Below are 26,261 nucleotides of genomic sequence, written 5' to 3' on the forward strand. Positions count from 1 at the left end.
CGCCGGTTGAGGTTGGATTAGATGGCTGCGGGTGCGGGCGCACGCGCCTCGCCCCGCACCTCTTGCGGCGACAGCGCGGCGGAAGGCACCGCAGGCTGCGGCCGGCTGTCCGCCAGCGTGCTGCTGCCCTCGGGCTTCATGCGAAACAGCTGCGACAGCGCCGCACGGTACTGCGCCGCCCCCACCGAGTTGGTGTTGTGGTGCGAGCCGCCCTCGACCAGCACGAACATCTTGGGCACCGTGGCCGCTTCGTACAGCTTGCGCCCGAGCGTCGGGTTGATCAGGCTGTCGGCCGTGCCGTGCACCACGAGCAGCGGCGCGCCGATGTCCTTGACGGTGCGAATCGCCTCGAAGCGCTGCGTGATGAACGGCCCGAAGGGCAGCCAGCCCCACTTGAAGCTGCTGGCCACGTCGGCGATGGAGGTGAAGGTGCTCTCGACGATGGTGCCGCTCTCGTCGCCCACCGTGGCCGCCAGGTCGATGCCGATGGCGCCGCCCAGCGAGTGGCCGAAGATGTAACGATGCTGGCGCGGATGGCGCGCGGCGAGCCAGGTCCAGGCGGCGCGGGCGTCTTCGCGGGCAGAGGCTTCCGAAGGCAGGCCCTTGGAACTCTTGCCGAAGCCGCGGTAGTCGATCGCCAGCACCGAGAAGCCCAGCTCGTGCATGCGCTGGATGCGGGGGGCCGAGCCAGCCACGTTGTAGCGCGCACCGTGCAGGTACAGCAGCACGGGCGTTTCGGTGGTTTCAGGAGCGCCGCCGAGCCACAGGCCGTGCAGGCGCGCCGGTTCACCGGTGATGGACGATTGAAAGTCGATCCAGACGTCCTGCATGCCTTCGGTCATGAGGGCCGAGTTGCCCCAGCTGCGGTCGCTGGGTTGAAAGATCCACTCACGCTGCCGTTCGTCGAGGGTCGAACAGCCAGCGGCCAGCAGGGCACAGAGCGAAAAGATGGACGCGAGGAGGGGCCAGCGTTTGATCATTGGGTGAAAGGACAGCGGAAGTCGGCCGAAAGTTCATCTGCTTGCTTTCTGAAACGTGTCGGCACCACGTGTCAGCTCCCCCTGTGCGGCGCTCGTCGGCGCTTGGCACGAGACCATGCAACGTGCGTGCCTGCGCTGCGGATGACGCCAAAAAATCCTCGAAAACCCCCATAACGGGCGCTGACAGCGCTTATTCGTCGTGGACTGTGGTGCTCAGCCCGCGGCGGGCTGCATGAAATACACCACCATGCGCGGGTGCCGGTGCGCGTCGATCCCCGCGTTTTGTGGTGAAAGTCCAACGGCGCGGTGTCGGTCATCCGTATGCAACGACGCAATGCAGCCGCGGCCACCAGCGCCGTCGGTATCTCAATGCTTGTGGTGCGGGCCGCCGTCACGCGCAGGCATGTCGGCGTGGCCGCCGATGACGCGAAACCTTGAGGCTCAGCGCCCGCGCATGAACAGCGAATCGAGCTCCCGGATCGACAGCTGGCGCCAGGTCGGCCGGCCGTGGTTGCACTGGTCGGAGCGCTCGGTGGCCTCCATCTGGCGCAGCAGGGCGTTCATTTCGTCGATGGTGAGCTTGCGGTTGGCGCGCACCGCGCCGTGGCAGGCCATGGTCGACAGCAGCTCGTTCTGCGCGCGCTGCACCACGGTGCTTGCGTCGTGCTGGCCCAGCTCGGCGAGCACGCTGCGCGCCAGCTCCACCGGGTCGCCGTCGGCCAGCGTGCCGGGTACGGCGCGCACCGCCAGCGTGCGGGCCGAGAAAGGCGTGATCTCCAGCCCCAGCGTGGGCAGCACCTCGGCGCAGGCCTCGGCCGTGGCCACTTCCTGCGGCGTGGCCGCGAAGGTGGCGGGGATCAGCAGCGGCTGGCTCGTGATGGCCGCGCCATCGAGCTGGGTCTTCAGGCGCTCGTAGACGATGCGCTCGTGCGCCGCGTGCATGTCGACGATCACGAGGCCCTGGCTGTTCTCGGCCAGGATGTAGATGCCCTGCAACTGCGCCAGCGCGCGGCCCAGCGGCCAGGCGTCCTGGTTCATGACGGGGGCGGGGGGCGAAGCCTCGTCGTCCGGCAGCCCGACCGGCGCGCGGAACGACATCGCCGGCGCTTCGGTCTGCCACTGCGGTGCACCCGTGACCAGCGCATGGCCTTGCTCCTCGGAGCGCCGCGGCCACATGGCCTCGAAGTCGCCGGCGCCGCGCTCGCGCGCCTGGAACGGGATCGCGGGCTGCGACCAGCTCGCGCTCGGCGGCAGCGGCGTCGGCTTGAAGAAGGGCTGCGGCGGCGCGTCGGCCGACGCCAGGGCATCGCCGGCGCGCGGTGCGGCCAGCGCGTCCTCGATGGCGTGGCGCACCGCCTGGTGCACCTCACGCCCGTCGCGAAAGCGCACCTCGATCTTGGTCGGGTGCACATTGACGTCGACGCGCGCGGGGTCGATCTCCAGGTACAGCACGTACACCGGCTGGCGCTGGCCGTGCAGCACGTCTTCGTAGGCGCTGCGCACGGCGTGCGACAGCACCTTGTCGCGCACGAAGCGACCGTTGACGTAGAAGAACTGCTGGTCGTTGCGCGAGCGCGCCGCGTCGGGAATGCCGGCACGGCCGACCACGCGCACCGGGCCGCCTTCGCGCAGCACGGCCACGCTCTGCGACACGAAATCGTCGCTCAGCGCATCGGCCAGCCGCTGCTCGGGCGTGGCGGCGGCGCGCCACTGTTCGACCAGCTTGCCGTCGTGCCACACCGAAAAGCCCACCTCGGGCCGCGCCAATGCATGGCGGCGCACGGCTTCGATGCAGTGGGCCAGCTCGGTGGCGTCGGTCTTCAGGAACTTGCGCCGCGCGGGCGTGGCAAAGAACAGCTCGCGCACCTCGACCGTGGTGCCCACCGCGCGGGCCACGGGCCGAAGTTCGCCCGTGCCGCCGTCGAGCACGAAGGCGCTGTCGGCGCCGGTGAAGCGCGAGAGGATGCTGAGTTCGGCAATCGCGTTGATGGCCGCGAGCGCCTCGCCGCGAAAGCCCATGGTGCCGACCGTTTCGAGGTCGCTCAGGCTCGCGATCTTGCTGGTGGCGTGGCGGCGCAGCGCCACCGTGAGTTCTTCGCGCGGAATGCCCAGGCCGTCGTCTTCCACCGAGATCAGCCGCACGCCGCCCGAGGCCAGGCGCACGGTGATCTGGCGCGCGCCGGCGTCCAGCGCGTTGTCGAGCAGTTCGCGCACCACCGAGGCGGGGCGCTCGACCATTTCCCCGGCGGCGATCTGGCTGATCAGTTCGTCGGGGAGTTCACGGATCGGACGTCGTTCGGCGGGGGGGAGGGAGGAGGGGAGGGCACTCACCGGAAACATTCTAAAAGCGGCGCCCGGACGGGGCCGGTGGCGGGGTATCGGCGGTGTATTTGGCGCGCTTATACCGATCCTCAACCGATCTCATTGGCTTTGGCGAAGGCGAAAACCTAAGCTCCCCTTCGCCAACGTATTCGCACCACAAACAAGAACGCACCGGAGACACCCAGGACACCGCCATGGCCCAGCGCCATGCCGCGCAGGGGGCCGCCGCGCGCGTTCGCAGACCCCCCTGAAAGCCGACGCCATGACGACACCCCGCCCCCTGCGCTCCGCCGCCTGGTTCAACAACCCCGCGCACAGCGAACTCTCCGTATTGCACCTGGCCTGGTTCCTGAACTACGGCCTCACCCGTGAAGAGCTGCAATCGGGCAAGCCGATCATCGGCATCGCGCAAAGCGGCTCCGACCTCACGCCCTGCAACCGCCACCATCGCGAGCTGTCGCTGCGCGTGCGCGAGGGCATCCGCGAGATGGGCGGCATCGCGATGGAGTTCCCGATGCACCCGATCCAGGAGAACGGCCGCCGCCCCACGGCCGCGCTCGACCGCAACCTGGCCTACCTGGGGCTCGTCGAGATCCTCACCGGCTATCCGATCGACGGCGTGGTGCTGACCACCGGCTGCGACAAGACCACCCCCGCCGCACTGATGGCCGCGGCCACCGCCAACATTCCCGCCATCGTGCTGTCGGGCGGCCCGATGCTCAACGGCTGGCACGAAGGCCAGCGCACCGGCACCGGCACCACGCTGTTCAAGGCGCGCGAGCTGTTCGCCAAGGGCAGCATCGACTTCCCCGGCTACATCGACCTCGTGGGCTCCACGGTGCCCTCGGCCGGCCACTGCAACGTGATGGGCACGGCCTCGACGATGAACGCCCTGGCCGAAGCCCTGGGCATGAGCCTGCCCGGCTGCGCGGCCATTCCCGCGCCCTACCGCGAGCGCGGCCAGATGGCCTACGAAACCGGCCGGCGCATCGTCGACATGGTGCGCGAAGACCTCAAGCCCTCGGACATCCTCACGCGCTCGGCCTTCGAGAACGCGATCGTCGTCAACTCGGCCATCGGCGGTTCGACCAACGCGCCGATCCACCTCATCGCCATCGCCAAGCATGCGGGCGTCGAACTCAACATCCAGGACTGGGAAACGGTCGGCCTCGACGTGCCGCTGCTGCTGGACATGCAGCCCGCCGGCAAGTACCTCGGCGAGGAGTTCTACCGTGCGGGCGGCGTGCCCGCGGTGGTTGCCGAGCTGCACCGCCACGGCCTGATCCGCACCGATGCGTTCACCGTCAACGGCCACACGCTCGCCGTCAACTGCGCCGACGCGCCCGTGAAAGACGCCGACGTGATCCGTCCCTTCGAGCAGCCGCTGCGCGAGAACGCCGGCTTCCTCGTGATGTCGGGCAACCTGTTCGACAGCGCGATCATGAAGACCAGCGTGATCTCCGACGAGTTCCGCGCGCGCTACCTGAGCCAGGCCGGCGACCTCGACGCCTTCGTGGGCCGCGCCATCGTGTTCGACGGCCCGGAAGATTTCGAAGCCCGCATCGAAGACCCGTCGCTGGACATCGACGCGAGCTGCATCCTGTTCATGCGCGGCGTCGGCCCCATCGGGCACCCGGGCTCGTCGGAGGTGGTCAACATGCGCGCGCCGTCGCACCTGCTCAAGAGCGGCGTGTCGGCCTTGCCCTGCATCGGCGACGGCCGGCAGTCGGGCACCTCGGGCTCGCCGTCGATCCTCAACGCCTCGCCCGAAGCCGCCGCAGGCACGGGCCTGGCGCTGCTGCAGACCGGCGACAAGGTGCGCGTGGACCTGAAGGAGCGCACCGTCAACATGCTCGTCGACGACGAAGTGCTGCAGGCCCGCGCCCGCGACCTCGAGGCGAAGGGCGGCTACCCGATTCCCGCGAGCCAGACGCCGTGGCAAGAGATCCAGCGCGCGATGGTGGACACGCTGTCCGAAGGCATGGTGCTGAAGCCGGCGACCAAGTACCAGCGCGTGGCGCAGACGGCGGGGATCCCTCGTCGGAATCACTGAGGACTTTTTTCAGGGCGACGCTCCCGCCGACGGGGAGCCTTGCTCCGCGAATGTCCCCCGGCCTGCGGCCTCCTCCTTGATTTCGCTGCGCAAGGCACCCCATCGACGTGAGCGTGTTCAGGGCACGTGTTGATCGGCCCGCACAACGACCGCGCCCATCGTGCTCAGGGCACTGGGTGCTTCCCGCAGCGAAATCAAGGAGGAGGGGCGAAGCCCCGGGGGACATTCGCGGAGGGAAGTGCCCGGTGGCCTGTGCACACGCCCTGAACGACCACGGCCAAAAGAATTTTTTCAAATCAAAGAAGGAGTCAGACATGAAGTGGATGAGCGTTCAAACGCCGCAGGGCCCCCGCGTGGGCTACATCAAGGACGGCGCACTGCAGCCCGTCGATGCGGCCCGCATGCAGGACATCGTCGAAGGCAAGCCCTGGCGCGACGCAGGCCAGCCGATCCCCCTCGCCGACGTCAAGCCCACGCTGCCGTTCGCCCCGAGAAACATCATCTGCATCGGCGCCAACTACCGCGACCATTGCATCGAGACCGGCCTGGCCATCCCCGAGAAGCCCGTCGTGTTCGCGAAGTTCAGCAACACGCTGGCCGCCGATGGCGACGCGATCACCTGGCCCGAAGGCTTCACCGAGAAGGTCGACTGGGAGGCTGAACTCGGCGTCGTCATCGGCAAACGCGCACAAGGCGTGAGCGAAGCCGACGCGCTCTCGCACGTGTTCGGCTACGTCGCTGCCAACGACGTGAGCGCGCGCGACGTGCAACTGGGCGAGGCGCAATGGGTGCGCGGCAAATCGCTCGACGGCTTCTGTCCGCTCGCGCCCACCGTCGTCACGCGCGACGCAGTGGCCGATGTGCAATCGCTGGGCATCCGCTGCCTCGTCAACGGCGAGGCCGTGCAGTCGTCCAACACCCGCGAGATGATCTTCTCGGTCGCGTTCCTCGTGGCGTACCTCTCGCGCGCCATCACGCTCGAACCCGGCGACCTGATCCTCACCGGCACGCCCGCCGGCGTCGGACTGGGCCTCAAGCCGCCACGCTTCCTCAAGCGCGGCGACGTGGTCTCGGTCGAGATCGATGGGCTGGGTTCAGTGACGAACCCGGTCCACGGCGCCGTTGCGCGCGGTTAGTCGCACGTCTTTCAGACCGACCTATTCAGGAGACAACAACAATGACAACCACGAGTCCCTACGGCGAACTGGTCACCGGCGCCATCCACAAGGCGCGCTGGCGCCTGCTGCCGATGCTGATCGTCATGTACATCATGTCGATCCTCGACCGCGTGAACGTCGGCTTCGCCAAGCAGGCGCTGCAGATCGACACCGGCCTGAGCAACAGCGCCTTCGCGCTCGGCGCCGGCATCTTCTTCGTGAGCTACGCGATCTTCGAGGTGCCGAGCAACGTGATCCTGTCGCGCGTCGGCCCGCGCATCTGGCTGTGCCGGATCATGGTCACCTGGGGGCTCGTGGCCTCGGCCATGATGTTCGCCACCACCGAGACCTCCTTCTACGTGCTGCGCTTCCTGCTCGGCATTGCGGAAGCGGGCTTTTACCCCGGCGTGCTGCTCACGCTGACCTACTGGTTCCCTGCGAAGGTGCGCGCGCAGGCCAACGGCATCCTGCTGTTCGGCTTTGCGGGCGCGCTCGTCATCGGCGGGCCGATTTCCGGTGCGCTGCTCGACATGAACGGCATCGGCGGCCTCAAGGGCTGGGAGTGGATGTTCCTCATCGAGGGCCTGATGGCCGTGGTGGTGGGCATCGTGGCTTTCTTCGTCATCGTCGACCGGCCGCACAACGCGCCCTGGCTCACGACCGCGCAGCAGAGCGCGCTGCAGGCCGTGCTCGACCAGGAAGCGGCGGAAAAGTCGGCCGACAGCCCGCAGACCGTGTGGCAGACGCTGTGCAATCCGCGCGTCATGTTCTTCGCGATCAACTTCTTCATCGTGCAGATCGCGGCCTACGGCCTGATCTTCTATCTCCCGACCCAGGTGGGGCAGATCCTGGGCCAGAAGATCGGCCTGCTGGTCGGCTTGGTCACCAGCATTCCGTGGCTGCTGGCGCTGTTCGTCGTGTACTTCGTCACGCGCTGGTCCGACCGTCACCACGACCGCCGCCGCGTCACCGTGGCCACGCTGTACACGATCTTCGGTGTGTGCGTGTGCCTCTCGGCGCACGGCTCGCCGATCTTCGCGATCGCGGCGCTGTCGATCGGCGCATCGACCTACCTGTCGGGCACGCCGATCTTCTATGCCTTCCTGTCGGAGCGGCTGTCGGGGCTGGGCATTGCGACGGGCATTGCGCTGGTCAACTCCATCGGCAACCTGGGCGGCTTCGTGGCGCCCAACCTGCGGACCTATGTGGAGCAGAACCACGGTGGCTCGGCCGCGGGGCTGTACACGTTGGGCAGCGCGGCGCTGCTGGCCGCGCTGATGCTGGCGCTCATGCCCAAGGGCTGGCGCGTGGCGACGAAGAGCGGGGCGGCGGCGCCGCCGGCGGCCGTGCGCGACGGCCGGGCGCGCGCCTGATTGTTCAGAACGCCTGTCGCCAGACGCGCGACAGGGCCTGCCACGCGCAGTCCACCTCCGGCCGTTTGAGCGCGCCGGCCAGGCAGACAAAGCGCAGGTCGCAGCCGATGCTCACGCGGTCTGCAATGACCAGGCCATCGCGCTGGCTGGCCTGCAGCGCCAGCGCATCGCGCGCCAGCGAAATGCCGACGCCCGCGCGCACCAGCGCCAGCATCGACATCTCCTGGTCGGCTTGCGCAGCTTTCTTCAGCACCAGCTTGTGGGCCTGGAGCACCGGCGCCAGCAGCCGCGAATGCGACGAGGTCGGCGGTGCCAGCACCCACGGCAGATACGCCAGCTCGGGCCAGTCGCGGCCCAGCAGCTGCGGCGCCCAGCCGCTCGGGCCGATCACCTGGTAGTTGAAGCGCGCGAGCACCTGCGAATGGAACAGCAGGCCGCCGTCCTGGCGGCGCGCGGCCGCGCCGGCCTGCGGCAGGTCGGTGGCCTCGGGATCGCCGAGGTAGAAGCCGATGTCCAGTTCCTTGTTGAGCAGTTGGGCCAGCACGTCGCCGCTCGTGCCCTGGTGCAGCTCGGTCTCGAGCTCGGGCGCCAGCGCCACCAGTTCCGTGAGGAAAGGGCTGAGCCGCGTGAAGTCGGGATCGAGGATGGTGCCGATGCGCAGCGAGCCGCGCACGCCGCCCTTGAGCCGCTCGGCCGCCACCGCGAAATCGTTCAGGCCTTCGAGCGCGTGCTCGGCATGGTTGAGCAGCGCCGCGCCATCGCGCGTGAGCAGCAGGCCAGTCGGCGTGCGCTGGAACAGTTCGAGTTCGACCAGCGCGCCCAGCTCCTTGAGCTGAAGGCTCACGGCCGGCTGCGTGAGAAACAGGCGCTGCGCACCGCGCGACACCGAGCCCTCGCGGGCCACGGCCACGAAGGCCTGCAGGAGTCGGGGCTCTATCTTCTTCATGTCGCGGGCGTGGGGGGATTCGAAAAGGGCGGGGGGCGGCAGCAAGGATAATCCGCGCCCATGGAAATCATCAGCTTTCTCGTCGACTTCATTCTTCACGTCGACAAACATCTCGAGGCCTTCGTGGTCGCCTACGGCCCGTGGGTCTATGCGCTGCTGTTCCTGATCGTGTTCGTCGAGACCGGTGCCGTGGTGATGCCGTTCCTGCCGGGAGACTCGCTGCTGTTCATCGTGGGCGCGCTGTGCGGCGTGGGGCTCATGAGCTTTCCGCTGGCCTGCGGCATCCTGATCGCCGCGGCCATTCTGGGTGACCAGTGCAACTACTCGATCGGGCGCTACTTCGGGCCCAAGGTGTTCCAGTGGGAGAGCTCGCGCTTCTTCAACCGCAAGGCCTTCGACCAGGCCCACAGCTTCTACGAGCGCTACGGCGGCATCACCATCGTGCTCGCGCGCTTCATGCCCTTCATTCGCACCTTCGCGCCCTTCGTGGCCGGTGTGGCCGAGATGAACCGCGCGAAGTTCACGGCCTACAACGTGGGTGGCGCGCTGCTCTGGGTGCTGGGCATTGCCACCGCGGGCTATTTCTTCGGCAACCTGCCGTTCGTGCGGCTGCACCTGGACAAGATCATCTGGGCGCTGATCTTCGTGCCCGGCCTGCTGGCCATCTTCGGCGCGTGGCGCGCCTCGAAGGCCGAGAAGGCCCGGGCGGCGGGACAGCACTCGCAGGCCTGAGTCGCGACGGAGTCACCCCATGAAAAAACGCGCCGGATGGCGCGTTTTTTCGTTGAGGGTGTAGATCAGTAACGCGGCCCGTTGTCCGGGTAGTAGCCGCTGCCGCGCGGGTAGCGCTGCTGGTTGTAGTAGTTGCGTTCGTCGACGTTGCGGCCCACCTGGTTGCCGATGACGCCGCCGATGGCTGCGCCGCCGAGCGTGGCCCCGGTGTTGCCGCCGATCGCATGGCCCACCGCCGCGCCGCCGAGTGCGCCGATGCCGGTGCCGAGGTTCTGGTTGGGACCGCTCGCACAACCTGCCAGCGTCATGACCGAAGTGGCAGCTGCAGCGGCGATCCAGAGACGTGTCTTCAACATGGTGTCCACCTTTCGAGGAGTGATGGCTCATCATGGTCAAAAGTATGCATTTCGCGGTGTAGGAGCCTGCCGCACGTGCCTGTGCGCGGGGGCGGGCCGCGCGGCGTGGGACAGGGCGCGTGTTGCGGGACGCAACGCGTGCAAGCAAACGCGTGGGGTCAGGCGGCGCGGGGCTTGGGGGGCGGCTTCGGTGCTCTTTTCTTCGGGGCTTCCAGCGCACCCGATGACGCCGCCCGCAGGATGCGGCGGAAGGTCGGGCATTCCATGTGGCTGGGCGCGGGGCAGACCGCCGCGTGCCGCAGGCCGTCGCGCATCGCCGTGAGCTGGCGGATCGTGCGGTCGAGGTCCTGTGCCTTGTCGGCGAGCACCTGTCGGTCGATGCGCGGCTTGCCTTCGGGCGAGAACATGTGGCCGATCTCCTCCAGCGAGAAACCGGCGGCGCGCCCCAGCGCGATGAGCGCCAGCCGCTCCAGCACGTCGGGCGCGAACACGCGGCGCAGGCCGTGCCGGCCGGTCGAAGCGATCAGCCCTTTTTCTTCATAGAAGCGCAGCGTCGAGGCAGGGACGCCGGCGCGTTGCGCCACTTCCGAGATGTCCATCTGCTGGCCCCTTGACTTCAAGTCGACTTGAATTGGCACAGTCTAGCTTTCGCCGCTTGAAGGCATCTTGAGGAAAACGATCATGGACGACCACACATCTCCCGCCAATGCGGAACAGGCTGCCCTGTGGAACGGGCGCGCCGGCAGCGCCTGGGTTCAGACACAGGCGGTGCTTGACGCGATGTTCCAGCCGCTCGAGGCGCGACTGACCAGCGCGGTACGCGCCGAAGGCGCTTGCCGCGTGCTCGACGTCGGCTGCGGCACCGGCCGCACGACGCTCGCCGTGGCGAGGCAACTGGGCGCGACGGGCCTGTGCCTCGGCGTCGACATCTCGGCGCCGATGATCGAGGCGGCGCAAGGCCGCGCTGCGCGCGAGGCGCTCCCGTCGGCCCGCTTCGTCTGCGCCGACGTGCAGGGCCACGCCTTCGAGCCGGCCGCGTTCGACATGGTCATCTCGCGCCTGGGCGTGATGTTCTTCGACGACCCGGTGCGCGCCTTCGCGAACCTGCGGCGCGCGGCAACGCAGGGCGCGGCGCTGCGCTGCATTGCCTGGCGCGGCGGGGCCGACAACCCGTTCATGACGACGGCCGAGCGCGCCGCTGCGCCAATGCTGCCCAGCCTGCCGCCGCGCCGGCCGAACGCACCGGGCCAGTTTGCGTTCGCGGACCGCGCGCGGGTCGCGCAGATCCTCGACGCGAGCGGGTGGCGCGACATCGACATCCAGCCGTTCGAGGTCGAGTGCGCGTTCCCCGCGACGGCGCTGGCCGATTACTTCACGCGGCTCGGGCCGGTCGGGCTGGTCCTGCAGGAGGCGGATGCAGCGACGCGCGCGCAGGTCGTCGAGACCTTGCACGCCGCCTTCGCGCCGTATGTGCGTGGCGACGAGGTGCGCTTTGTCGCGGCCTGCTGGACGATCGGCGCGCGCGCGACGGCGCAGGAGCGTGGCCGTGTCTGAGGCGGTCGAATTCGCACTGCGCACGTTGTGGATCGGCGTGGGTGCAACGGTGTTGATGGACCTTGGGTCGGTGCTGCGTCGGCGCCTGTTCGGCATTTCCTCGCTGGACTACGCACTCGTCGGCCGCTGGCTCGTGCACCTGACGCGCGGGCGCTTCTTCCACGATCCCATTGCGAAATCGCCGCGCGTGTCCGGCGAGCGCGTCATCGGCTGGACTGCGCACTACCTGATCGGCATCGCGTTCGCAGCGGTGCTGGTCGCGGGCTGGGGCTTGGCGTGGGCTCGCCAGCCGACGCTCGGCCCCGCGCTGATCGTCGGCATCGGCAGCTTGGTGGCGCCGTTCTGCGTGATGCAGCCGGCCATGGGGGCGGGCTTTGCGGCGCGCCGCACGCCGCGCCCCGCGATGGCGCGGTTCCAGAGCCTGGTCACGCACGGCATCTTCGGCGTCGGCCTGTACCTGGCCGCCCGGTTCGCCGGTGTGATCGGCGTCTAGATCAAAGCTGGCGGCTGCGCGCCAGCGGCGGGTTCTGTGCGAAGTAGCGCTGGATGCCGCGCATCAGCGCGTCGGCCAGGTTCTCCTGGTAGTCGGCGCGGCGCAGGTTGGCTTCTTCCTCGGGGTTGCTGATGAAGGCGGTTTCGACCAGCACGCTCGGAATGTCGGGCGCCTTCAGCACCGCGAAGCCGGCCTGCTCGACCTGCGCCTTGTGCAGCCGCGCGCCGATGCCCTTGATCTCGCCGAGCATCGCGCCGCCGAGCTTCAGGCTGTCGTTGATCTGCGCAGTGGTGCTCATGTCGAGCAGCGCGCGCTGCACCTGCACCTCGTGGTTGCCCACGTTCACGCCGCCGACCTTGTCGGCATCGTTTTCCTTGTTGGCGAGCCAGCGCGCGGCGCTGCTCGAGGCGCCGCTCTGGCTCAGCGCGAACACGCTGGCGCCGCGCGCGGCGGGCGTGGTGAAGGCGTCGGCGTGGATGCTCACGAACAGGTCGGCCTGCACGCGCCGCGCCTTCTGCACGCGCACGCCCAGCGGCACGAAGAAGTCGGCGTCGCGCGTGAGAAATGCGCGCATCGGGCTGCCGTTGACGCTGGCCGCGTTGATGCGCTCGCGCAGGCGGTGCGCCACCTGCAGCACGATGTCTTTCTCGCGCGTACCGTTCGGGCCGATCGCGCCGGGGTCTTCACCGCCGTGGCCGGGGTCGAGCGCGACGATGATGATGCGGTCGGTGCGGCTGGCCGTGGCGCGCGGCGGCGGGCCCGGCGGTGTCACGGGCCGGGCCGGGGGCGCCGCGGCCACCACAGGCGGCGGTGCCGGCGGCAGCGGCATGCCGCCAGGCGGCAAGGCCGGTGCGGGGCCGGAGGGCGCGGGACGCGCGGCCTGCTGCGCCATCAGGTCGCCCAGCGGGTCGCCGGGCGGCATGGCGGGGCGCACGGGGGCGGGGGCCGGCGAGGGCGCGGCGGGCGGCGCGGTCGCGACAGCCGTGCCGTTGTTCGGCGCGCTGCTGCTGCCGTTCTTGGGCGCATCGCGCAGCCGTTCGGCGATGAGCGCTTCCATCGGGTCGATGGCCTGTTCGGGGTACAGGTCGAGCACCAGCCGGTGCTTGTAGGCGGCCACGGGCGCCAGCGAGAACACCTGCGGGCGCACGGTCTGCTTCAGGTCGAACACGATGCGCACCACCTTCGGTGCGTTCTGCCCGATGCGCAGGCCGTTGATGTACGGGTCGCCGGGCTTGATCTTGCCGACCAGGTCGCGCAGCTCGGTGTTCAGGTCGATGCCCTCGATGTCCACGGCCAGCCGGGGCGGGCTGCCGACCACGAGCTGCTGCGAGTTGAGGCGGGCGTCGGACTCGATGGTCACGCGGGTGTAGTCGGCGGCGGGCCACACGCGCACGGCGAGGATGCTGGCGCCGCGCGCGATCTGGTGCACGCCCAGCATCAGCGCGACGCTGCCGCCTTGCAGCAGCACGCGTCGTTTCAGGCCGGTCGCCTTCATGCGGCCAGGCACGCCAGCAGATCGCTGCCGCGAGGGGTGTTCGCCAGGAGGGTCACGCTGCGGGTGTCGTCGGTCATTGCTTCTATTTTAATAGCTAGGTCGGCAGGTGGGGTGCGCCCCGCGGCGTTCTCCGGCCACTCGGCCAGCTTGAGGCCCGGGCCCGCGAAGATGTCGCGGAAGCCCGCGTCGTCCCATTCGCGCGGATCGGCGAAGCGGTAGAAGTCGAAGTGGTAGATGGCCAGCCCGTCGGGCGCCTCGTGCGGCTCGACCACCGCGTAGGTGGGGCTCTTGATGCGCCCGGTGATGCCGAGCGCGCGCAGCAGGTGGCGCACGAAGGTGGTCTTGCCGGCGCCCAGGTCGCCCTGCAGCGCGATGAACGCGTCGCGCAGCGCGGGCGATGCGGCGAGCGCGCGCGCCAGCGCGTCGGTGTCGTCTTCGCCCTGCCAGCGCAGGGTGCGCGTTTCTACAATCGGCAAGTGATCGTCAGCCATCCACTCGTTGCTCGTATTCAGGCCTTGGCCCGGGAACTCGGATTCTCCCAAATCGGAATCGCGGGCGTCGATCTGTCGAGCGCCGAAGACGGTCTGATGCAATGGCTGGCCCATGGGTTCCATGGAGAAATGCAATACATGGCAACCCACGGCACGCGCCGCGCGCGGCCCGCGGAACTGGTGCCGGGCACGGTGAGCGTGATCACCGCGCGCATGGACTACCTGCCGCAGGGCACGCCCGGCGACTGGCAGGCCGTTGAGTTCGACCGCCTCAAGCGTCCCGGCGAGGCCATCGTGTCGGTCTACGCGCGGGGCCGTGACTATCACAAGGTGCTGCGCAACCGTCTCGCCAAACTGGCCGAGAAGATCGCCGAAGAGGTCGGCCCCTTCGGCCATCGCGCCTTCACCGATTCGGCGCCGGTGCTCGAGGCCGAGCTGGCCTCGCGCAGCGGCCAGGGCTGGCGCGGCAAGCACACGCTGGTGCTCGACCGCGATGCGGGTTCGATGTTCTTCCTGGGCGAAATCTATGTCGACATGGCCCTGCCGCCCAGCGAACCTGTCAGCGCGCACTGCGGCAGCTGCAGCGCCTGCATCGACGTGTGCCCGACGCGCGCCATCGTCGCGCCGCAGCGGCTCGATGCGCGCCGCTGCATCTCGTACCTGACGATCGAGCATGCCGGCGCCATCCCGACGGAGCTGCGTCCGCTCATGGCCAACCGCATCTACGGCTGCGACGACTGCCAGTTGATCTGCCCCTGGAACAAGTTCGCGAAGAAGAGCACGCTGCCCGACTTCGATGCGCGCGAAGGGCTCACGGGCCGCACGCTGGCCGAGTTGTTCGCGTGGAGCGAGGAAGACTTTTTGCGCCGCACGGAAGGCAGCCCGATCCGCCGCATCGGCCACGAGCGCTGGCTGCGCAACATCGCGGTGGCGCTGGGCAATGCAGTGAGGTCAGGCGAGGCCGGCGCGAAGGAAGCGCTGGCCTCGCGCGCGGAACACCCGAGCGATCTGGTGCGCGAGCACGTCGCGTGGGGGCTGGCGCAACAGCCCGAAGATCAGCCGGTTTAAGCGGGGAGGATCTCGCGCACGCGCTCCCAGGGGCGGCACATGAGCGTGCCGCGCGGAGAGACGACGATCGGGCGCTGCAAGAGGATCGGGTGCGCCACGATCGCGTCGAACAGCTGGTCGTCGGTCAGCTTGTCGTCTGCCAGCTTCAGTTCTTCGTAGGGCGCCTCCTTCGCGCGCAGCAGGTCGCGCGCCGTCAGGCCCATGGCCTTCGCCAGCTCGCGCAGCTTCTTCTTCGAGGGCGGCGTTTCCAGGTACAGGACGATCTCGGGCTCCACGCCGCTTTCGCGGATCAGCCCCAGCACGTTGCGCGACGTGCTGCAGTTGGGCTTGTGGTAGATCGTCATCGGATAGGCGGTGGTCGGTGTGCGTGCGGTCATGGGGTCGATGATAGGAAACTGGGTTCAGCCTCCCGGCGCGCTCGTATCCAGCGAGAAGGGAAAGCGCGCCGCCCAGAATTCCGCCAGCCGCGGGTCGGCGTCTACGCGCCGCACCATGCGCGCCATGCGCGGCGCCACGCGGTAGAAGCGCCGGCGGGTCGGCGTCCAGCGCGACATCACGGTCACGTACAGGTCGAGCATGCTGATCTTGTCACCGAGCAGGTAGGGCGCAGGCTCGTCGATCTGCGTGTCCATGAGGTGCCAGCACTGCGCGATGCGCTCGGCCGTGCGTTCGAGCATCGTCGCCTGCGCCGCGGGCTCGGGCGTGAGGCGCGTCGGTTCGTCGCGCACCCAGAACATCGAATAGATCGACGCGGGCAGATAGACCATCCAGCGCAGGTACTGCGCGCGGCGCGGGTCGCCGGTCGCGGGGCAGAGCCCGGCCTCGGGATAGCGGTCGCCCAGCCAGATGAGGATGGCCGCGCTCTCGGTCATGACGTCGCCCGATGGCAGCACGAGCGCGGGCACCTGCTGCATCGGGTTGACGTCGGTCAGCCGTTCGCGCTCGGATGCGCCCTCCCACGGGGCGACGTCGACCGTGTCGACCTGCGCGCCGATCAGCGTCAGCGCGGCATGGATGGGTGTGGCGCCCGAACCGGGCGCGCCATAGAGGGTGTAGCGGTCGGCAGCTGCTGCGGCCGCCGAAGCGGATGAAGAGGCCATCCGCGCAGGTTACTGCAGGCTTGCGCCGCTTGCCAACTGCGGGGTCAGGCGGCGAGCAGCGCGTCGACCTTGTCCAGCGCCTCGAGCGTCCTGAAGCAGGCTTCGGCCACTTCCGTGCCCTTGATCGCGAAGTGGCGGTGGAAGTACTTGCGGTGCTCCACGTGCTCGTGGAAATGGTGTGGCGTGAGCACGGCCGAGAAGATCGGCACGTCGGTTTCCAGCTGCAGCGACATCAGCGTGCTGACGACGGTGTTGGCGACGAACTCATGGCGGTAGATGCCGCCGTCCACCACCAGCGCGCAGCCGATGATGGCCGCGTACTTGCCCGAGTTGGCCAGGCGCTTGGCGTGCAGCGGAATCTCGAAGGCGCCGGGTACATCGAAGATGTCGATGAGCTCACGCGCCACGCCCAGGCGCGCCATCTCTTCGAGAAAGGCGTCGCGGGCCTGGTGGACGATGTCGGAATGCCATTGCGCCTGCACGAATGCGATGCGCTGGCCGCGCGGCGAACCCGACGCGGTGACGGCAGAAAGGGGAAGGTCGTTGATCTGACTCATGGTGTGCCTCTTGAAAGCAGGTTTCCTGAATCAGGGCGCACGAAACCACAGGCCCGCTCGCGCGCCTGTGTGCCCCCAAAGAGCAAAGCAAAGACGCGCGGGCATGCCCGCATTTCGCGCTCTCTTTCATCCGGACTGTGACCGTCGGCTTCGGAATCGCACCGAAATCTGCTGACCCTCGAACCTGTAGAAGGTTCGAGGCGCTCGCGGGCTTGTGCGACTTTCGCCGCCATCACCGCCGGTGGGGAATTGCACCCCGCCCTGAGAACGCTTGCCGTCCGGCGAACCGGGCGACCGCGCGATTCTAGAAGCCCCGCACAGCGCCGGGTTGTCACCCGCGCGCCAGACCTTCGAGCGCGCGGGGATTTGCTTCAGAAGCGGTACGTGGCGCTGGCAGTCAGGGTACGGCGCTGGCCGTAGAAGCAGTCGCCGCGCGCCAGGCAGGTGGTGATCTGCACCTTGTCGGTCAGGTTGGCCACGTTGAGCGCCAGGCGCAGCGGGCCGTTGTCCCACGCGAACATCGCGTCGAACAGCGTGACCGCGGGCACGGGGTTGTTGTCCATGCCGTCGTACGACTTGCCCATGTAGCGCACGCCGCCGCCGGCCGAGAAGCCGTGCAGGCCGCCGATCGAGAAGCGCTTGGTCACCCAGGCCGAGGCCGTGTGCCTGGGCACGCCCGAGAGGCGCTTGCCCAGGTCGGAGCCGTTGCTTTGGGACACGCGGGCGTCGGTGTACGCGTACGAGGCGGTCCAGTCCCAGTCGCGCGCGATGCTGCCCTTGTATTCGAGCTCCAGGCCCTTCACGTGCACTTCGCCGAGCTGCACGCTGTTGAGCGGATTGGTCGGGTCGGTGGTCTTGCGGTTGGTGTCGCGCAGGTCGTACACGGCTGCCATGAACGAGGTGCGCTGACCCGCGGGCTCCCACTTCACGCCTGCTTCCCACTGCTTGCCGCGCTGCGGCTTGAAAGGGTTGTTCGACGTGTCGACGCCGCCCAGTGGCAGGAACGATTCGGCATAGCTGAGGTACGGCGCCCAGCCGCCGTCGGCCAGGTAGACCAGGCCGGCGCGCTTGGTGGTGGCCTTGTCGTCGGCGGCCGCGGCGGGGCGGCCTTCGGTGTCGGTGGTGGCCTTGTCGTGGCGCAGGCCCAGCAGGCCGATCCAGCGGCCGTACTTGACCTGGTCCTGCACATAAATGCCCGCCTGCTTCTGCACCACCTCGGGCGCGCGCGTGAAGCTGGTGGGGGCCGTGTAGTTGCCGTACACCGGTGCGTACACGTCCAGCGCGCCCGCACGGCCGCGGCCCGACAGCTTGGAGGTGGTGTTGCGCTGGAAGTCGGCGCCCAGCAGCAGCGTGTGCGCGACCTCGCCAGTCCTGAAGTGCGCCTCGGCCTGGTTGTCGAGCAGCAGCATCTTGCCGCCGTTGATGTCGCTGCTCAGGTCGCGCTCGATGGTGCGCTGGTCGGCGTTGAACACCGGTCGCGCCGGCCGACCCGTGAGGCGGTTGGCCGTGAAGCTGGTGTACGAGGTGTTGTACCAGACCTTGCTTTCCGTCGAGCGCAGGTTCTGGCGCACCGTCCAGGTGTCGTTGAGGCGGTGGCTGAACAGGTAGCCCAGCGAGGTGCTGCGCGTGTCGAAGCGATCGAAGCCGGGCTCGCCCGTGAAGGTCGAGGTCGGGATGCGGCCGTACAGCGAGGGCAGCAGCGTGCCCTGCCACGGGAAGAAGCCGATCAGCGAACCGCTCTTGTCCTTCTGGTAGGACGCCTGCAGCGTGAGCGAGGTGTCGGCGTTCGGGCGCCAGGTGAGCGAGGGCGCGATGAGGATGCGGTCGTCGGGCACATGGTCGACCTGCGTGCCGCTGTCGCGGTTCACGGCTACCAGGCGGTACATCCACTTGCTCTCGGGATCGAGCGAGCCGGTGAAATCGGCGGCGATCTGCTTGCGCGAGTGACTGCCCAGCTGCAGCTGCACCTCGCGCTGCGTCTCGGCCTGCGGGCGCTTGGAGACGAGGTTCAGCACGCCGCCGACGCCACCCTGGCCATAGAGCACCGACGAGGGGCCGCGCAGCAGCTCGACGCGCTCGAGCATGTACGGCTCGGGCTTGCTGCTGTTGTAGACGCCGTAGGTGCGTTGCATGCCGTCCAGGTATTGGACGGCGTCACCGCCGCGCACCTTGAACGAGTCACCGCGGCTGTCGAAGTAGCTCGACACCACGCCGGCCGTGTAGTTGGTGGTCTCGCGCAGCGTGAGCGCGCCCTGCGCTTCCATCTGGTCGCGCGTGACGACCGAGATGGCCTGCGGCGTCTCGATCAGCGGCGTGTCGGTCTTGGTGGCGGTGCTGCCGCGTTTGGCGACGAAGCCTGTCACGGGACCGGTGGCGGTCTCGCCCGCATCGCCCGAGACGGTGACGGTGGGCAGGGCCTGCCGCGTTTCGGCCGCGGCGGCTTCTTGTGCATGGGCGTGTGCGCTGGCGGCAAGCGCCACGGCGGTGGCCGCGAACGCGGCATAGCCCCGCCGCGCGAGCGGCGTTCCGGGGCGGCGATTCTTGAATGTCATGTGCAGCTTCTCCTGTGTCCTGCGTCGGACGTGTCTAGGGCGGGGGAGTGGCTGCGGCGCGCGGTCGGGGCGCGCCATGGCTTCTCGGGTGCGATCGAAAAAAACGGAAACGAACGAGCGCGTGCCGTGGCGCATTCCGAAAGGAAGGCGCACCGGCTGGTGTTGTGTGTCTACGGCGTCGTGGGGGCAGTGGCCGGGGGCGACGACGGGAGATGTCGTCGCTCCGGCTGCTGCGTCTTCGTTCCTTCGAAGACGGCTGGCGGGCTCGCGGCGGACGCGGGCGGCTGGCTGAGGCGGGTGATTATAAAAGGGCAGCTGCCGGGCGGCGTCAGCGGCCCGCGAGGAACTGTGTCATGCGCTGCAGTTCTTCGTCGAGCCCTGCGCGGAAGGCCGCGCCGTGTGGCTTCTTCGCGTCGGCATAGCCGAAGGCCGGCTGCAACCGCCCCTCGGGCGCGCTCACGTTGGCCCAGCCGATCACGCGGTCGTGCCACAGCATCGGCAGCGCGTAGTAGCCGAACTGCCGCTTCGGCGCCGGCGTGTAGGCCTCGAACTTGTACGTCCAGCCCCACAGCAGTTCGAAGCGGCGGCGGTCCCACACCACCGGGTCGAAGGGCGCGAGCAGGCGCACCGCATCGTCGGGCGCATGGCGCTTCGAGGCCGGGTTCTCGTCGGAGGGCCAGTACCAGGTGGTGCCGTCGATGCGGCAACTCGCGAGCTGTTCGCGCGCCAGGCGCAGCGCCGCCTGCGTCTGGGCCGCCAGGTGCGGCGCCCCATATCCGAGCAGGCGCACGAGGTAAGTGAGGCTCGCGGCGGGCAGCGGCGCGTACTTGCGCACGATCAGCTCGATGAGCGCGGCGGCGCGCCGCGCGCGGCCGGCGGGGCTGTCGTCGGCGGGCGCGTGCGTCACGGCGTCATAGACCCGTGTGCCGCTGTCGCGCCGCACCACGCGCAGCATGCCCCGGTAGTGCATGCCGTCGAGCAGGTGCGTGGTCGCGTTGCTCGAGCCGCCCCAGTAGTTCTGGATGCGCCCATGCGCGAAGTGCTGCTCGACCTGGCGCGGATGCACCGGGCCGTGCTCGCGCACATAGGCCAGCACGTCGGCGGCCTTGCGGCGCGTCTCTGGGTCCCAGGCCTGCTTGGCCTCGCGCGGATGCATGAGTGCCAGGTGTTCGCGCGGCAGGAAGCCGTAGTTGACGAGGCAGTCTTCCTCGATCGCCAGGCGCGTGTAGCGGCTTTCGAGATCGCCTGCGCGGTAGTCCTTCACGCGGTGGCGCAGCGTGAGGTCTTGTGCGCGCGCCGGTGCGCGGATCGGGTCGGCCTGCACGAAGCCGAGCTTGCGGATCGCGGCGGGCAGCGTCGTGGGCGTGAAGAGGGTGCGCGCGACCGCGTAGCGGCGCAGGTCGTCGAGGGTCGGGTCAGCCATGAAGCGAATTGCAGCACAGGCGGCTGCCTTTCGCTTCGGCGCCAGACGTCAGACCGCGCTGCGGTGTCGCTCGATGCAAGCGTCGAGCGTCTCGGCCCCGGGCCGCTGCCACCAGTCGAGGTTCGAAAAGATCTCGACCTCGCTGAAACCCGCGAAGCCTGCATCCTCGACCCAGCCGCGGATCTTCTTCAACTCGACCACGCCATCGCCCATCATTCCGCGATCGGAGAGCAGGTCGCGCGTCGGCGTGAGCCAGTCACAGACGTGGTACGCCAGCAGCCGCTCGCGGCCGGCGCGGGCGATCTGCTGCTGCAGCTTCGGGTCCCACCACACGTGATAGATGTCGAGCGCCACGCCGAGCATGCCGCTCCTGCCCGCGTCGAGTTCGTCGCACAGGTCGAGCGCGTGTTCGAGCGTGTTGATGCAGGCGCGGTCGGCTGCCTGCATCGGGTGCAGGGGCTCGATGGCCAACGGCATGCCGACCTCGCGCGCGTAGTCGAGCGATGCGGCGATGCCGTCGCGCACCTCGTTGCGCGCGCGGGCGATGTCGGTGTATGCGGCCTTGCCGTCGAGCGCGCCGGGCAGGGCACCGACGACGAGCACAAGGCAGGGCGCATCGAGCGTCTTGGCTTCGTCGATGGCGCGGCGGTTGTCGTCGAGCGCGGCCTTCAGTCCTGCCGCATCAGGCGCGGGAAAGAAGCCGCCACGGCAGTAGCCCGAGAGGCCGATGCCGTGCGCCTTCAGCTGCTTCGCCACCTTGTCGAGCCCGACGGCCGCGACCTGGTCGCGCCACGGGCTGATGGCGCGGATGCCGCGTTCGGCGCACTGGTCGATGAGGCGGTCCAGCGGTACCTCGGTGCCCGACTGCTTGCGGATGGTCGCCGTGTTGATCGACAGCCAGTCGTGGTTCTGCGAGAAATCGCGCATGGCTTCGCTCAACCTTCCACGCCGTGCAGTGCCAGCAGCGTCTTCATGCGCTGCACTGCGAGTTCGGGCTGCTCCAGCAGGTTGGCTGCATCCGCGAGGCGGAACAGCTGCGCGAAGTGCTGCAGCGAACGCGTGCTCTGCTGCCCACCCACCATCGTGAAGTGCTTCTGGTGGCCGTTGAGCCAGGCCATGAACACCACGCCGGTCTTGTAGAAGCGCGTGGGCGCCGCGAAGATGTGGCGCGACAGCGGCACCGTGGGGCCGAGGATCGCGTGGAACGTCTCGGTGTTGCCCTGCGCCAGTGCGCCCAGCGCGGCACTCGCGGCTGGCGCGATCGCGTCGAAGATGCCCAGCAGCGCATCGCTCTGGCCGTGCGTGATCTCGCTGCCGAAGCCGTCGCCCGCGATCAGCTCGGCGTAGTTGAAGTCGTCGCCGGTGTACATGCGCACGCCCTTCGGCAGGCGGCGGCGCATGGCGATTTCCTTGTCCTTGTCGAGCAGCGAGATCTTGATGCCATCGACCTTGTCCGGATGCGCCGCGATGATGCCCACGGCCGTGTCCATCGCCGCGTCGACATCCTTCGTGCCCCAGTAGCCCGCGAGCGCGGGGTCGAACATGTCGCCCAGCCAGTGCAGCACCACGGGCTGCTTTGCCTGGCTCAGGATGCGGTCGTACACGCGCTCGTAGTCGGCGGGGCTCTTCGCCACGCGGGCCAGCGCGCGGCTGGCCATCACGATCAGCTTGCCCCCGAGCGCTTCGATGGCGGCCATCTGTTCCTCGTAGCCACGGATCACGTCGTCGACGCCCTTCACGTCGTCGATGTTCAGGTGGTCGGTGCCGCAGCCTGAGGCGACGAGCGCACCGGGCACGTCCTTCGCGGCATCGAGCGAGCGGCGGATGAGTTCGAGCGACGTGGGCCAGTCCAGGCCCATGCCGCGCTGTGCGGTGTCCATGGCCTCGGCCACGCCCAGGCCCAGCGAGAACAGGTGGCGGCGGTACGCGATGGTGGTGTCCCAATCGACCGCCGCCTGCAGCCACGGGTCGACGGCCGCCAGCGGGTCGGCCACGACGTGCGCGGCCGAGTAGGCGATGCGATTGAACTTGATGCCCGCTTCGGGCTTCACCGGCGCAGTGCCGCGCAGGGCATAGGGCGCGAGCGTGCCGCTCGCAGTGGGAAGGGTCAGCGACAGTGCCATGGCAGCTTCTTCCTCAGACCTTCAGTGCGGGCACGTCGATCCAGCGGCGGTCCTTCCACGATTCGAGCGCGGCCTCGACCAGCTGCACACCCTTGGCGCCTTCGGGCAGCGTCCACTTGTAGGGCTCGTTCTCGACCACGTGGCGAATGAAGTGCTCCCACTGGATCTTGAAGCCGTTGTCGTAGACCTGCGAGTCCGGAATCTCCTGCCACTGGTCGAAGAAATTCATCATCTGCTTCTCGTCCGGGTTCCACACCGGGCGCGGCGTGGCGACGCGCGACTGGGCACGGCAGCTCGACAGGCCCGCGACGGCCGAGCCGTCGGTGCCGTCGACGTGGAAGGTCACGAGGTCGTCGCGGCGCACGCGCGTGGCCCAGCTCATGTTGAGCTGAGCGATCACCGGCTCGCCGTTGTGGCCGGTGAGTTCGCAGGTGGCATACGCCGCGTCGTCGGCAGTGGCTTCATACGGCTTGCCGGCTTCGTCCCAGCGCTTGGGGATGTGCGTGGCGCCGATGCACGACACCGACTTCACCTCGCCGAACAGGTTGTCCAGCACGTAGCGCCAGTGGCACATCATGTCCAGGATCATCCCGCCGCCGTCTTCCTTGCGGTAGTTCCAGCTCGGGCGCTGGATGGGCTGCAGGTCGCCCTCGAACACCCAGTAGCCGAACTCCAGGCGCACGCTGAGCATGCGGCCGAAGAAGCCGGCGCGGCGCAGCATGTCGAGCTTGCGCAGACCCGGCAGGAACAGCTTGTCCTGCACCGCACCGTGCTTGAGGCCCGAGCCTTCGGCCAGGCGCGCGATTTCAACGGCTTCGTTCAGGTTGGTGGCGATCGGCTTTTCGCAGTAGACATGCTTGCCGGCGCGAATCGCCTTGGCCAGCAGCGTGGGGCGCATCTGCGTGGTGCCGGCGTCGAAGAAGATCGTGTCGTCCTTGTTCTCCAGCGCCTTGTCGAGGTCGGTGCCCCAGCGCGCGATGTTGTGGGTCTTGGCGAGTGCTTCCATCTTCTCGGCGTTGCGGCCGATGAGGATCGGGTCGGGCATGACCTTGTCGCCGTTCGACAGCGTGACGCCGCCTTGCGCGCGGATCGCGCAGATCGAGCGGATCAGGTGCTGGTTCATGCCCATGCGGCCGGTGACGCCGTGCATGATGATTCCGAGACGTTGGGTGGCCATCGTTTTCTTCCTTGGGATGCGAGAGGGGTGCTTCAGTAGACGGAACGCATGGCGTCCCACGAGATGCCGGCGCCGGGCTTGCCAGTGGCAAAGCCGGTCGCAGTGGCGAGCGAGGACAGGGACAACTGTCCTTGGCGGATGGCGAGGCGCGTGGCGCCGTCGCTGGTTTGGTAGAGGCCGGGGTGCAGCTGCGACAGCGCCTGCTGCTCCGCCTCGGGCACGGCGGCGAGGCCGTTGACGTAGTGGTGTCCGTTGCGCTCGACGTGCGACAGGCCGAGCCAGCCGACGAGCGCGAGGTCCTGCTGCACGCCGATGCCCGCCTGCATGGTGAGGTCTTCGCCGGAGAGGAAATAGCGATTCGCTTTCTCCGAAGCATTCCAGTGCGCGCAGCGTGCCGCGTTGACGACCGACTTGTAGAAGCCCTTGCAGCTCTTGCTCGACACCGCGGTGTAGCCGAGCGCACGGGCCTGCACGAAGGCATCGAGCGTGGCGTCGGATTCGTCGATCAGCAGCGGGATGCGCTTGCCCAATGCCGACACGCTGCGCTCCAGCGCGGCATCGCGACGGATCGGCTGTTCGACGAAGACGGTCTTCTGCGCGAGCTTCCACAACACGGGCGTGGAGAGCATGCGGTCGAGAAAGACGGCGAAGTCGTCGGCATCGGCGTACTGCTCGTTGCCGTCGAGCGTCACGAGCTGCGCGTGGCCGTCGATCACGCGGGCGATGCGCTGGAGCCGGTCGATGTCTTGCGCGGTGTTGCCGCAGAGCTTGAGCTTGAAGTGGGTGAGACCGTAGCGCTTCACCGCCGCGGCGAGCGTGGTGGGCAGGCCGTCGGTCGGTGCATCGGGCAGCGCGTCGCTGTCGTCGATGGCATCGGCCAGGCCGACGGTGTGGCGTGCGGCAATGCTCGCGCGCGGCGACTGGCGCGCCAGGAAGGCGGGCATGTCGAAGCCCGCGAGATCGTCGGCCAGGCCACTGCCTGCGATGTCGATGCCACAGAGGTTGGCGCTCATCGCGGCTGCGAAGCTCGTGCCGGTGCGCAGGCACAGCGCATCCATCACGGCACGGTCGATCAGTGCCGGACCGTAGCTGGCCACGAGTGCTTGCAGGCCCTTGGCCTTTGCGCGCGCCTGCAGCGCGGTGTAGTTCGAGGCGAAGTGCGTCCACGCGGTCTGCGCATCGTCTTCGCCGACGTAGGCGTCGCGCGCATCGCGCAGCGCAAAGCGCAGCTGCTCGAAGTTCTGCTCGTTGTTGAGCGCCGGGTTCTTGTCGAACCACTTGGGCACCATCATCTCGGCCGCGCAGCCCTCGGCCGTGCCGCCGCTGTCAAAGCGGATGCGGGCCCGCACGTACACCTGCGGGCAGGCGGTGACGGTGGCGGCGCCGAAGCGGAACGGCAGCCGAAGCGCCACGTCGCGCTCTGCGAAGCGGATCTCTTCGATGTGAAAGCGGGGCGCGTCCATGGCGGGCTTCAGTGGTCCAGGATGCCCTGCGAGAAGAAATGCGCGCGCACCAGCTTCGTGTACTGGCCGAACTCGGGCGAGGCCATCATGTCGAGCGTGCGCGGGCGTGGCAGGTCGATGTGGTACACGGCGGCGATCGAGCCGGGGCGCTCGCTCATCACGATCACGCGGTCCGACAGGAAGATCGCCTCGGGGATGCTGTGGGTGATGAGCATCACGGTCTTCTTCGACGCCATCCAGATGCGCTGCAGCTCCAGGTTCATCTTCTCGCGCGTCATCGCGTCGAGTGCGCCGAAGGGCTCGTCCATCAGCAGCACCGAGGGGTCGTGCAGCAGCGCGCGGCAGATCGACGCGCGTTGCTGCATGCCGCCCGAGAGCTGCCAGGGGTACTTGCCCTCGAAGCCCTTGAGGCCGGCCATCTCCATGAGCTCGCGCGCCCGGGCCTGCGAGGCGGCCTTGGGCAGGTGGCGCATCTCGGCCTGCAGCAGGATGTTGTCTTCCACGCTGCGCCAGGGCAGCAGCACCGCGCTCTGGAACACGATGCCCACGTCCTTCTGCGGTCCCTGGATCGGCTTGCCGGCCAGCGTGAGCTCGCCCCCGCTGATCGGCAGCAGGCCCGCGACCATCTTGAGCAGCGTGCTCTTGCCGCAACCCGAAGGACCGACGACGGAGACGAACTCGCCTTCCTCGATGGCGAAGTCCAGCGGCTTGAGCGATTCGACCGGGCCGTCCTTGCTTTGGTAGGTTTTCGAGACGCCGCGCGCTTCGATCAGGTTGACTTGGGACATGGAGTGCGTGAGAGGTGGCAGGTGGCAACTGCAAGTGAGCGAGCGCGCAGGCAGGGGA

General features: G+C 68.6%; 24 protein-coding genes and 1 riboswitch. Of the genes, 7 read left to right on the forward strand and 17 right to left on the reverse strand.

Going from position 1 to position 26,261, the window contains the following annotated elements; all coding sequences use genetic code 11:
- Positions 1-17 precede the first annotated feature (17 nt).
- Positions 18-980 (reverse strand): alpha/beta hydrolase, encoded by a 963-nt coding sequence (locus ASD34_RS16755; protein ID WP_200937594.1) that lies wholly within the window; start codon positions 978-980, stop codon positions 18-20.
- A gap of 441 nt (positions 981-1,421) precedes the next feature.
- Complete coding sequence (gene mutL / locus ASD34_RS16760; RefSeq protein ID WP_056582427.1) at positions 1,422-3,311, reverse strand: DNA mismatch repair endonuclease MutL; 1,890 nt, start codon at positions 3,309-3,311, stop codon at positions 1,422-1,424.
- 253 nt (positions 3,312-3,564) lie between these two features.
- On the opposite strand from mutL, the gene ASD34_RS16765 reads away from it, so the two are divergent.
- From ASD34_RS16765 to ASD34_RS16775, 3 genes are all read left to right on the forward strand, one after another.
- Positions 3,565-5,355 (forward strand): IlvD/Edd family dehydratase, encoded by a 1,791-nt coding sequence (locus tag ASD34_RS16765; protein WP_056579673.1) that lies wholly within the window; start codon positions 3,565-3,567, stop codon positions 5,353-5,355.
- A gap of 314 nt (positions 5,356-5,669) precedes the next feature.
- Positions 5,670-6,491 carry a fumarylacetoacetate hydrolase family protein gene (locus ASD34_RS16770; RefSeq protein ID WP_056579675.1) on the forward strand — a complete coding sequence of 274 codons (822 nt, stop codon included), beginning with the start codon at positions 5,670-5,672 and terminating at the stop codon, positions 6,489-6,491.
- 41 nt (positions 6,492-6,532) lie between these two features.
- Complete coding sequence (locus tag ASD34_RS16775) at positions 6,533-7,885, forward strand: MFS transporter (RefSeq protein ID WP_082548757.1); 1,353 nt, start codon at positions 6,533-6,535, stop codon at positions 7,883-7,885.
- A gap of 4 nt (positions 7,886-7,889) precedes the next feature.
- Here the strand turns inward: ASD34_RS16775 and ASD34_RS16780 are convergent, their stop codons facing one another.
- On the reverse strand, positions 7,890-8,831 hold the full coding sequence (locus ASD34_RS16780) for a LysR family transcriptional regulator (RefSeq protein WP_056579677.1): 942 nt from the start codon (positions 8,829-8,831) through the stop codon (positions 7,890-7,892).
- Positions 8,832-8,891: 60 nt separating this feature from the next.
- On the opposite strand from ASD34_RS16780, the gene ASD34_RS16785 reads away from it, so the two are divergent.
- On the forward strand, positions 8,892-9,563 hold the full coding sequence (locus ASD34_RS16785; RefSeq protein WP_056579679.1) for a DedA family protein: 672 nt from the start codon (positions 8,892-8,894) through the stop codon (positions 9,561-9,563).
- A 65-nt stretch (positions 9,564-9,628) separates the two neighbouring features.
- On the opposite strand, the gene ASD34_RS16790 is transcribed toward ASD34_RS16785, so the two are convergent.
- Both ASD34_RS16790 and ASD34_RS16795 read right to left on the reverse strand, forming a co-directional pair.
- A complete protein-coding gene (locus ASD34_RS16790) occupies positions 9,629-9,919 on the reverse strand; it encodes a glycine zipper domain-containing protein (RefSeq protein ID WP_235510096.1) in 291 nt (96 codons plus the stop codon).
- Between the two features lie 158 nt (positions 9,920-10,077).
- Positions 10,078-10,518 (reverse strand): helix-turn-helix domain-containing protein, encoded by a 441-nt coding sequence (locus ASD34_RS16795; RefSeq protein ID WP_056579683.1) that lies wholly within the window; start codon positions 10,516-10,518, stop codon positions 10,078-10,080.
- Positions 10,519-10,600: 82 nt separating this feature from the next.
- On the opposite strand from ASD34_RS16795, the gene ASD34_RS16800 reads away from it, so the two are divergent.
- The gene (locus tag ASD34_RS16800; protein ID WP_056579685.1) at positions 10,601-11,473 is read left to right on the forward strand and encodes a class I SAM-dependent methyltransferase; all 873 of its coding nucleotides are present in this window, start codon (positions 10,601-10,603) and stop codon (positions 11,471-11,473) included.
- A complete protein-coding gene (locus ASD34_RS16805) occupies positions 11,466-11,966 on the forward strand; it encodes a DUF2938 domain-containing protein (protein WP_056582429.1) in 501 nt (166 codons plus the stop codon). The genes ASD34_RS16800 and ASD34_RS16805 overlap by 8 nt, the downstream gene beginning before the upstream one ends.
- Before the next feature lies 1 nt (position 11,967).
- Here the strand turns inward: ASD34_RS16805 and ASD34_RS16810 are convergent, their stop codons facing one another.
- Both ASD34_RS16810 and tsaE read right to left on the reverse strand, forming a co-directional pair.
- Positions 11,968-13,461, reverse strand: a complete 1,494-nt coding sequence (locus ASD34_RS16810; RefSeq protein WP_056579688.1) for an N-acetylmuramoyl-L-alanine amidase — start codon at positions 13,459-13,461, stop codon at positions 11,968-11,970.
- Positions 13,458-13,952: a tRNA (adenosine(37)-N6)-threonylcarbamoyltransferase complex ATPase subunit type 1 TsaE gene (gene tsaE, locus ASD34_RS16815; RefSeq protein WP_056579690.1), complete on the reverse strand. Its 495-nt coding sequence runs from the start codon at positions 13,950-13,952 to the stop codon at positions 13,458-13,460. Before tsaE ends, ASD34_RS16810 begins: the two co-directional genes overlap by 4 nt.
- Here tsaE and queG point away from each other — a divergent pair.
- The gene (queG, locus tag ASD34_RS16820; RefSeq protein WP_200937596.1) at positions 13,938-15,020 is read left to right on the forward strand and encodes a tRNA epoxyqueuosine(34) reductase QueG; all 1,083 of its coding nucleotides are present in this window, start codon (positions 13,938-13,940) and stop codon (positions 15,018-15,020) included. The genes tsaE and queG overlap by 15 nt on opposite strands.
- Here the strand turns inward: queG and arsC are convergent.
- The 10 genes from arsC to ASD34_RS16870 form a co-directional block, all read right to left on the reverse strand.
- Positions 15,017-15,397 carry an arsenate reductase (glutaredoxin) gene (gene arsC / locus ASD34_RS16825; RefSeq protein WP_056579692.1) on the reverse strand — a complete coding sequence of 127 codons (381 nt, stop codon included), beginning with the start codon at positions 15,395-15,397 and terminating at the stop codon, positions 15,017-15,019. The two genes, queG and arsC, sit on opposite strands and share 4 nt — an antisense overlap.
- A gap of 24 nt (positions 15,398-15,421) precedes the next feature.
- Positions 15,422-16,120 carry a glutathione S-transferase family protein gene (locus ASD34_RS16830; RefSeq protein ID WP_056579694.1) on the reverse strand — a complete coding sequence of 233 codons (699 nt, stop codon included), beginning with the start codon at positions 16,118-16,120 and terminating at the stop codon, positions 15,422-15,424.
- Positions 16,121-16,164: 44 nt separating this feature from the next.
- Positions 16,165-16,677, reverse strand: coding sequence for a 6,7-dimethyl-8-ribityllumazine synthase (locus tag ASD34_RS16835; RefSeq protein ID WP_056579696.1), 513 nt, complete (start codon positions 16,675-16,677; stop codon positions 16,165-16,167).
- A 114-nt stretch (positions 16,678-16,791) separates the two neighbouring features.
- Positions 16,792-16,950, reverse strand: a riboswitch (FMN riboswitch).
- A 98-nt stretch (positions 16,951-17,048) separates the two neighbouring features.
- Positions 17,049-19,229, reverse strand: coding sequence for a TonB-dependent siderophore receptor (locus ASD34_RS16840; protein WP_056579698.1), 2,181 nt, complete (start codon positions 19,227-19,229; stop codon positions 17,049-17,051).
- A 328-nt stretch (positions 19,230-19,557) separates the two neighbouring features.
- Positions 19,558-20,652 (reverse strand): DNA glycosylase AlkZ-like family protein, encoded by a 1,095-nt coding sequence (locus ASD34_RS16845; RefSeq protein ID WP_056579700.1) that lies wholly within the window; start codon positions 20,650-20,652, stop codon positions 19,558-19,560.
- A gap of 48 nt (positions 20,653-20,700) precedes the next feature.
- Positions 20,701-21,579 (reverse strand): sugar phosphate isomerase/epimerase family protein, encoded by an 879-nt coding sequence (locus tag ASD34_RS16850; RefSeq protein WP_056582432.1) that lies wholly within the window; start codon positions 21,577-21,579, stop codon positions 20,701-20,703.
- Between the two features lie 8 nt (positions 21,580-21,587).
- The gene (locus ASD34_RS16855; RefSeq protein WP_056579702.1) at positions 21,588-22,775 is read right to left on the reverse strand and encodes a dihydrodipicolinate synthase family protein; all 1,188 of its coding nucleotides are present in this window, start codon (positions 22,773-22,775) and stop codon (positions 21,588-21,590) included.
- 13 nt (positions 22,776-22,788) lie between these two features.
- Positions 22,789-23,952 (reverse strand): Gfo/Idh/MocA family protein, encoded by a 1,164-nt coding sequence (locus tag ASD34_RS16860; RefSeq protein ID WP_056579704.1) that lies wholly within the window; start codon positions 23,950-23,952, stop codon positions 22,789-22,791.
- 32 nt (positions 23,953-23,984) lie between these two features.
- Entirely contained in the window at positions 23,985-25,415 is a 1,431-nt protein-coding gene (locus ASD34_RS16865; protein ID WP_056579706.1) for an enolase C-terminal domain-like protein, read from the reverse strand.
- Between the two features lie 8 nt (positions 25,416-25,423).
- Complete coding sequence (locus ASD34_RS16870; protein WP_056579708.1) at positions 25,424-26,203, reverse strand: ABC transporter ATP-binding protein; 780 nt, start codon at positions 26,201-26,203, stop codon at positions 25,424-25,426.
- Positions 26,204-26,261 lie beyond the last annotated feature (58 nt).

This window comes from Variovorax sp. Root473 (assembly GCF_001426505.1).
In the GTDB taxonomy this organism is placed as follows: domain Bacteria; phylum Pseudomonadota; class Gammaproteobacteria; order Burkholderiales; family Burkholderiaceae_C; genus Variovorax.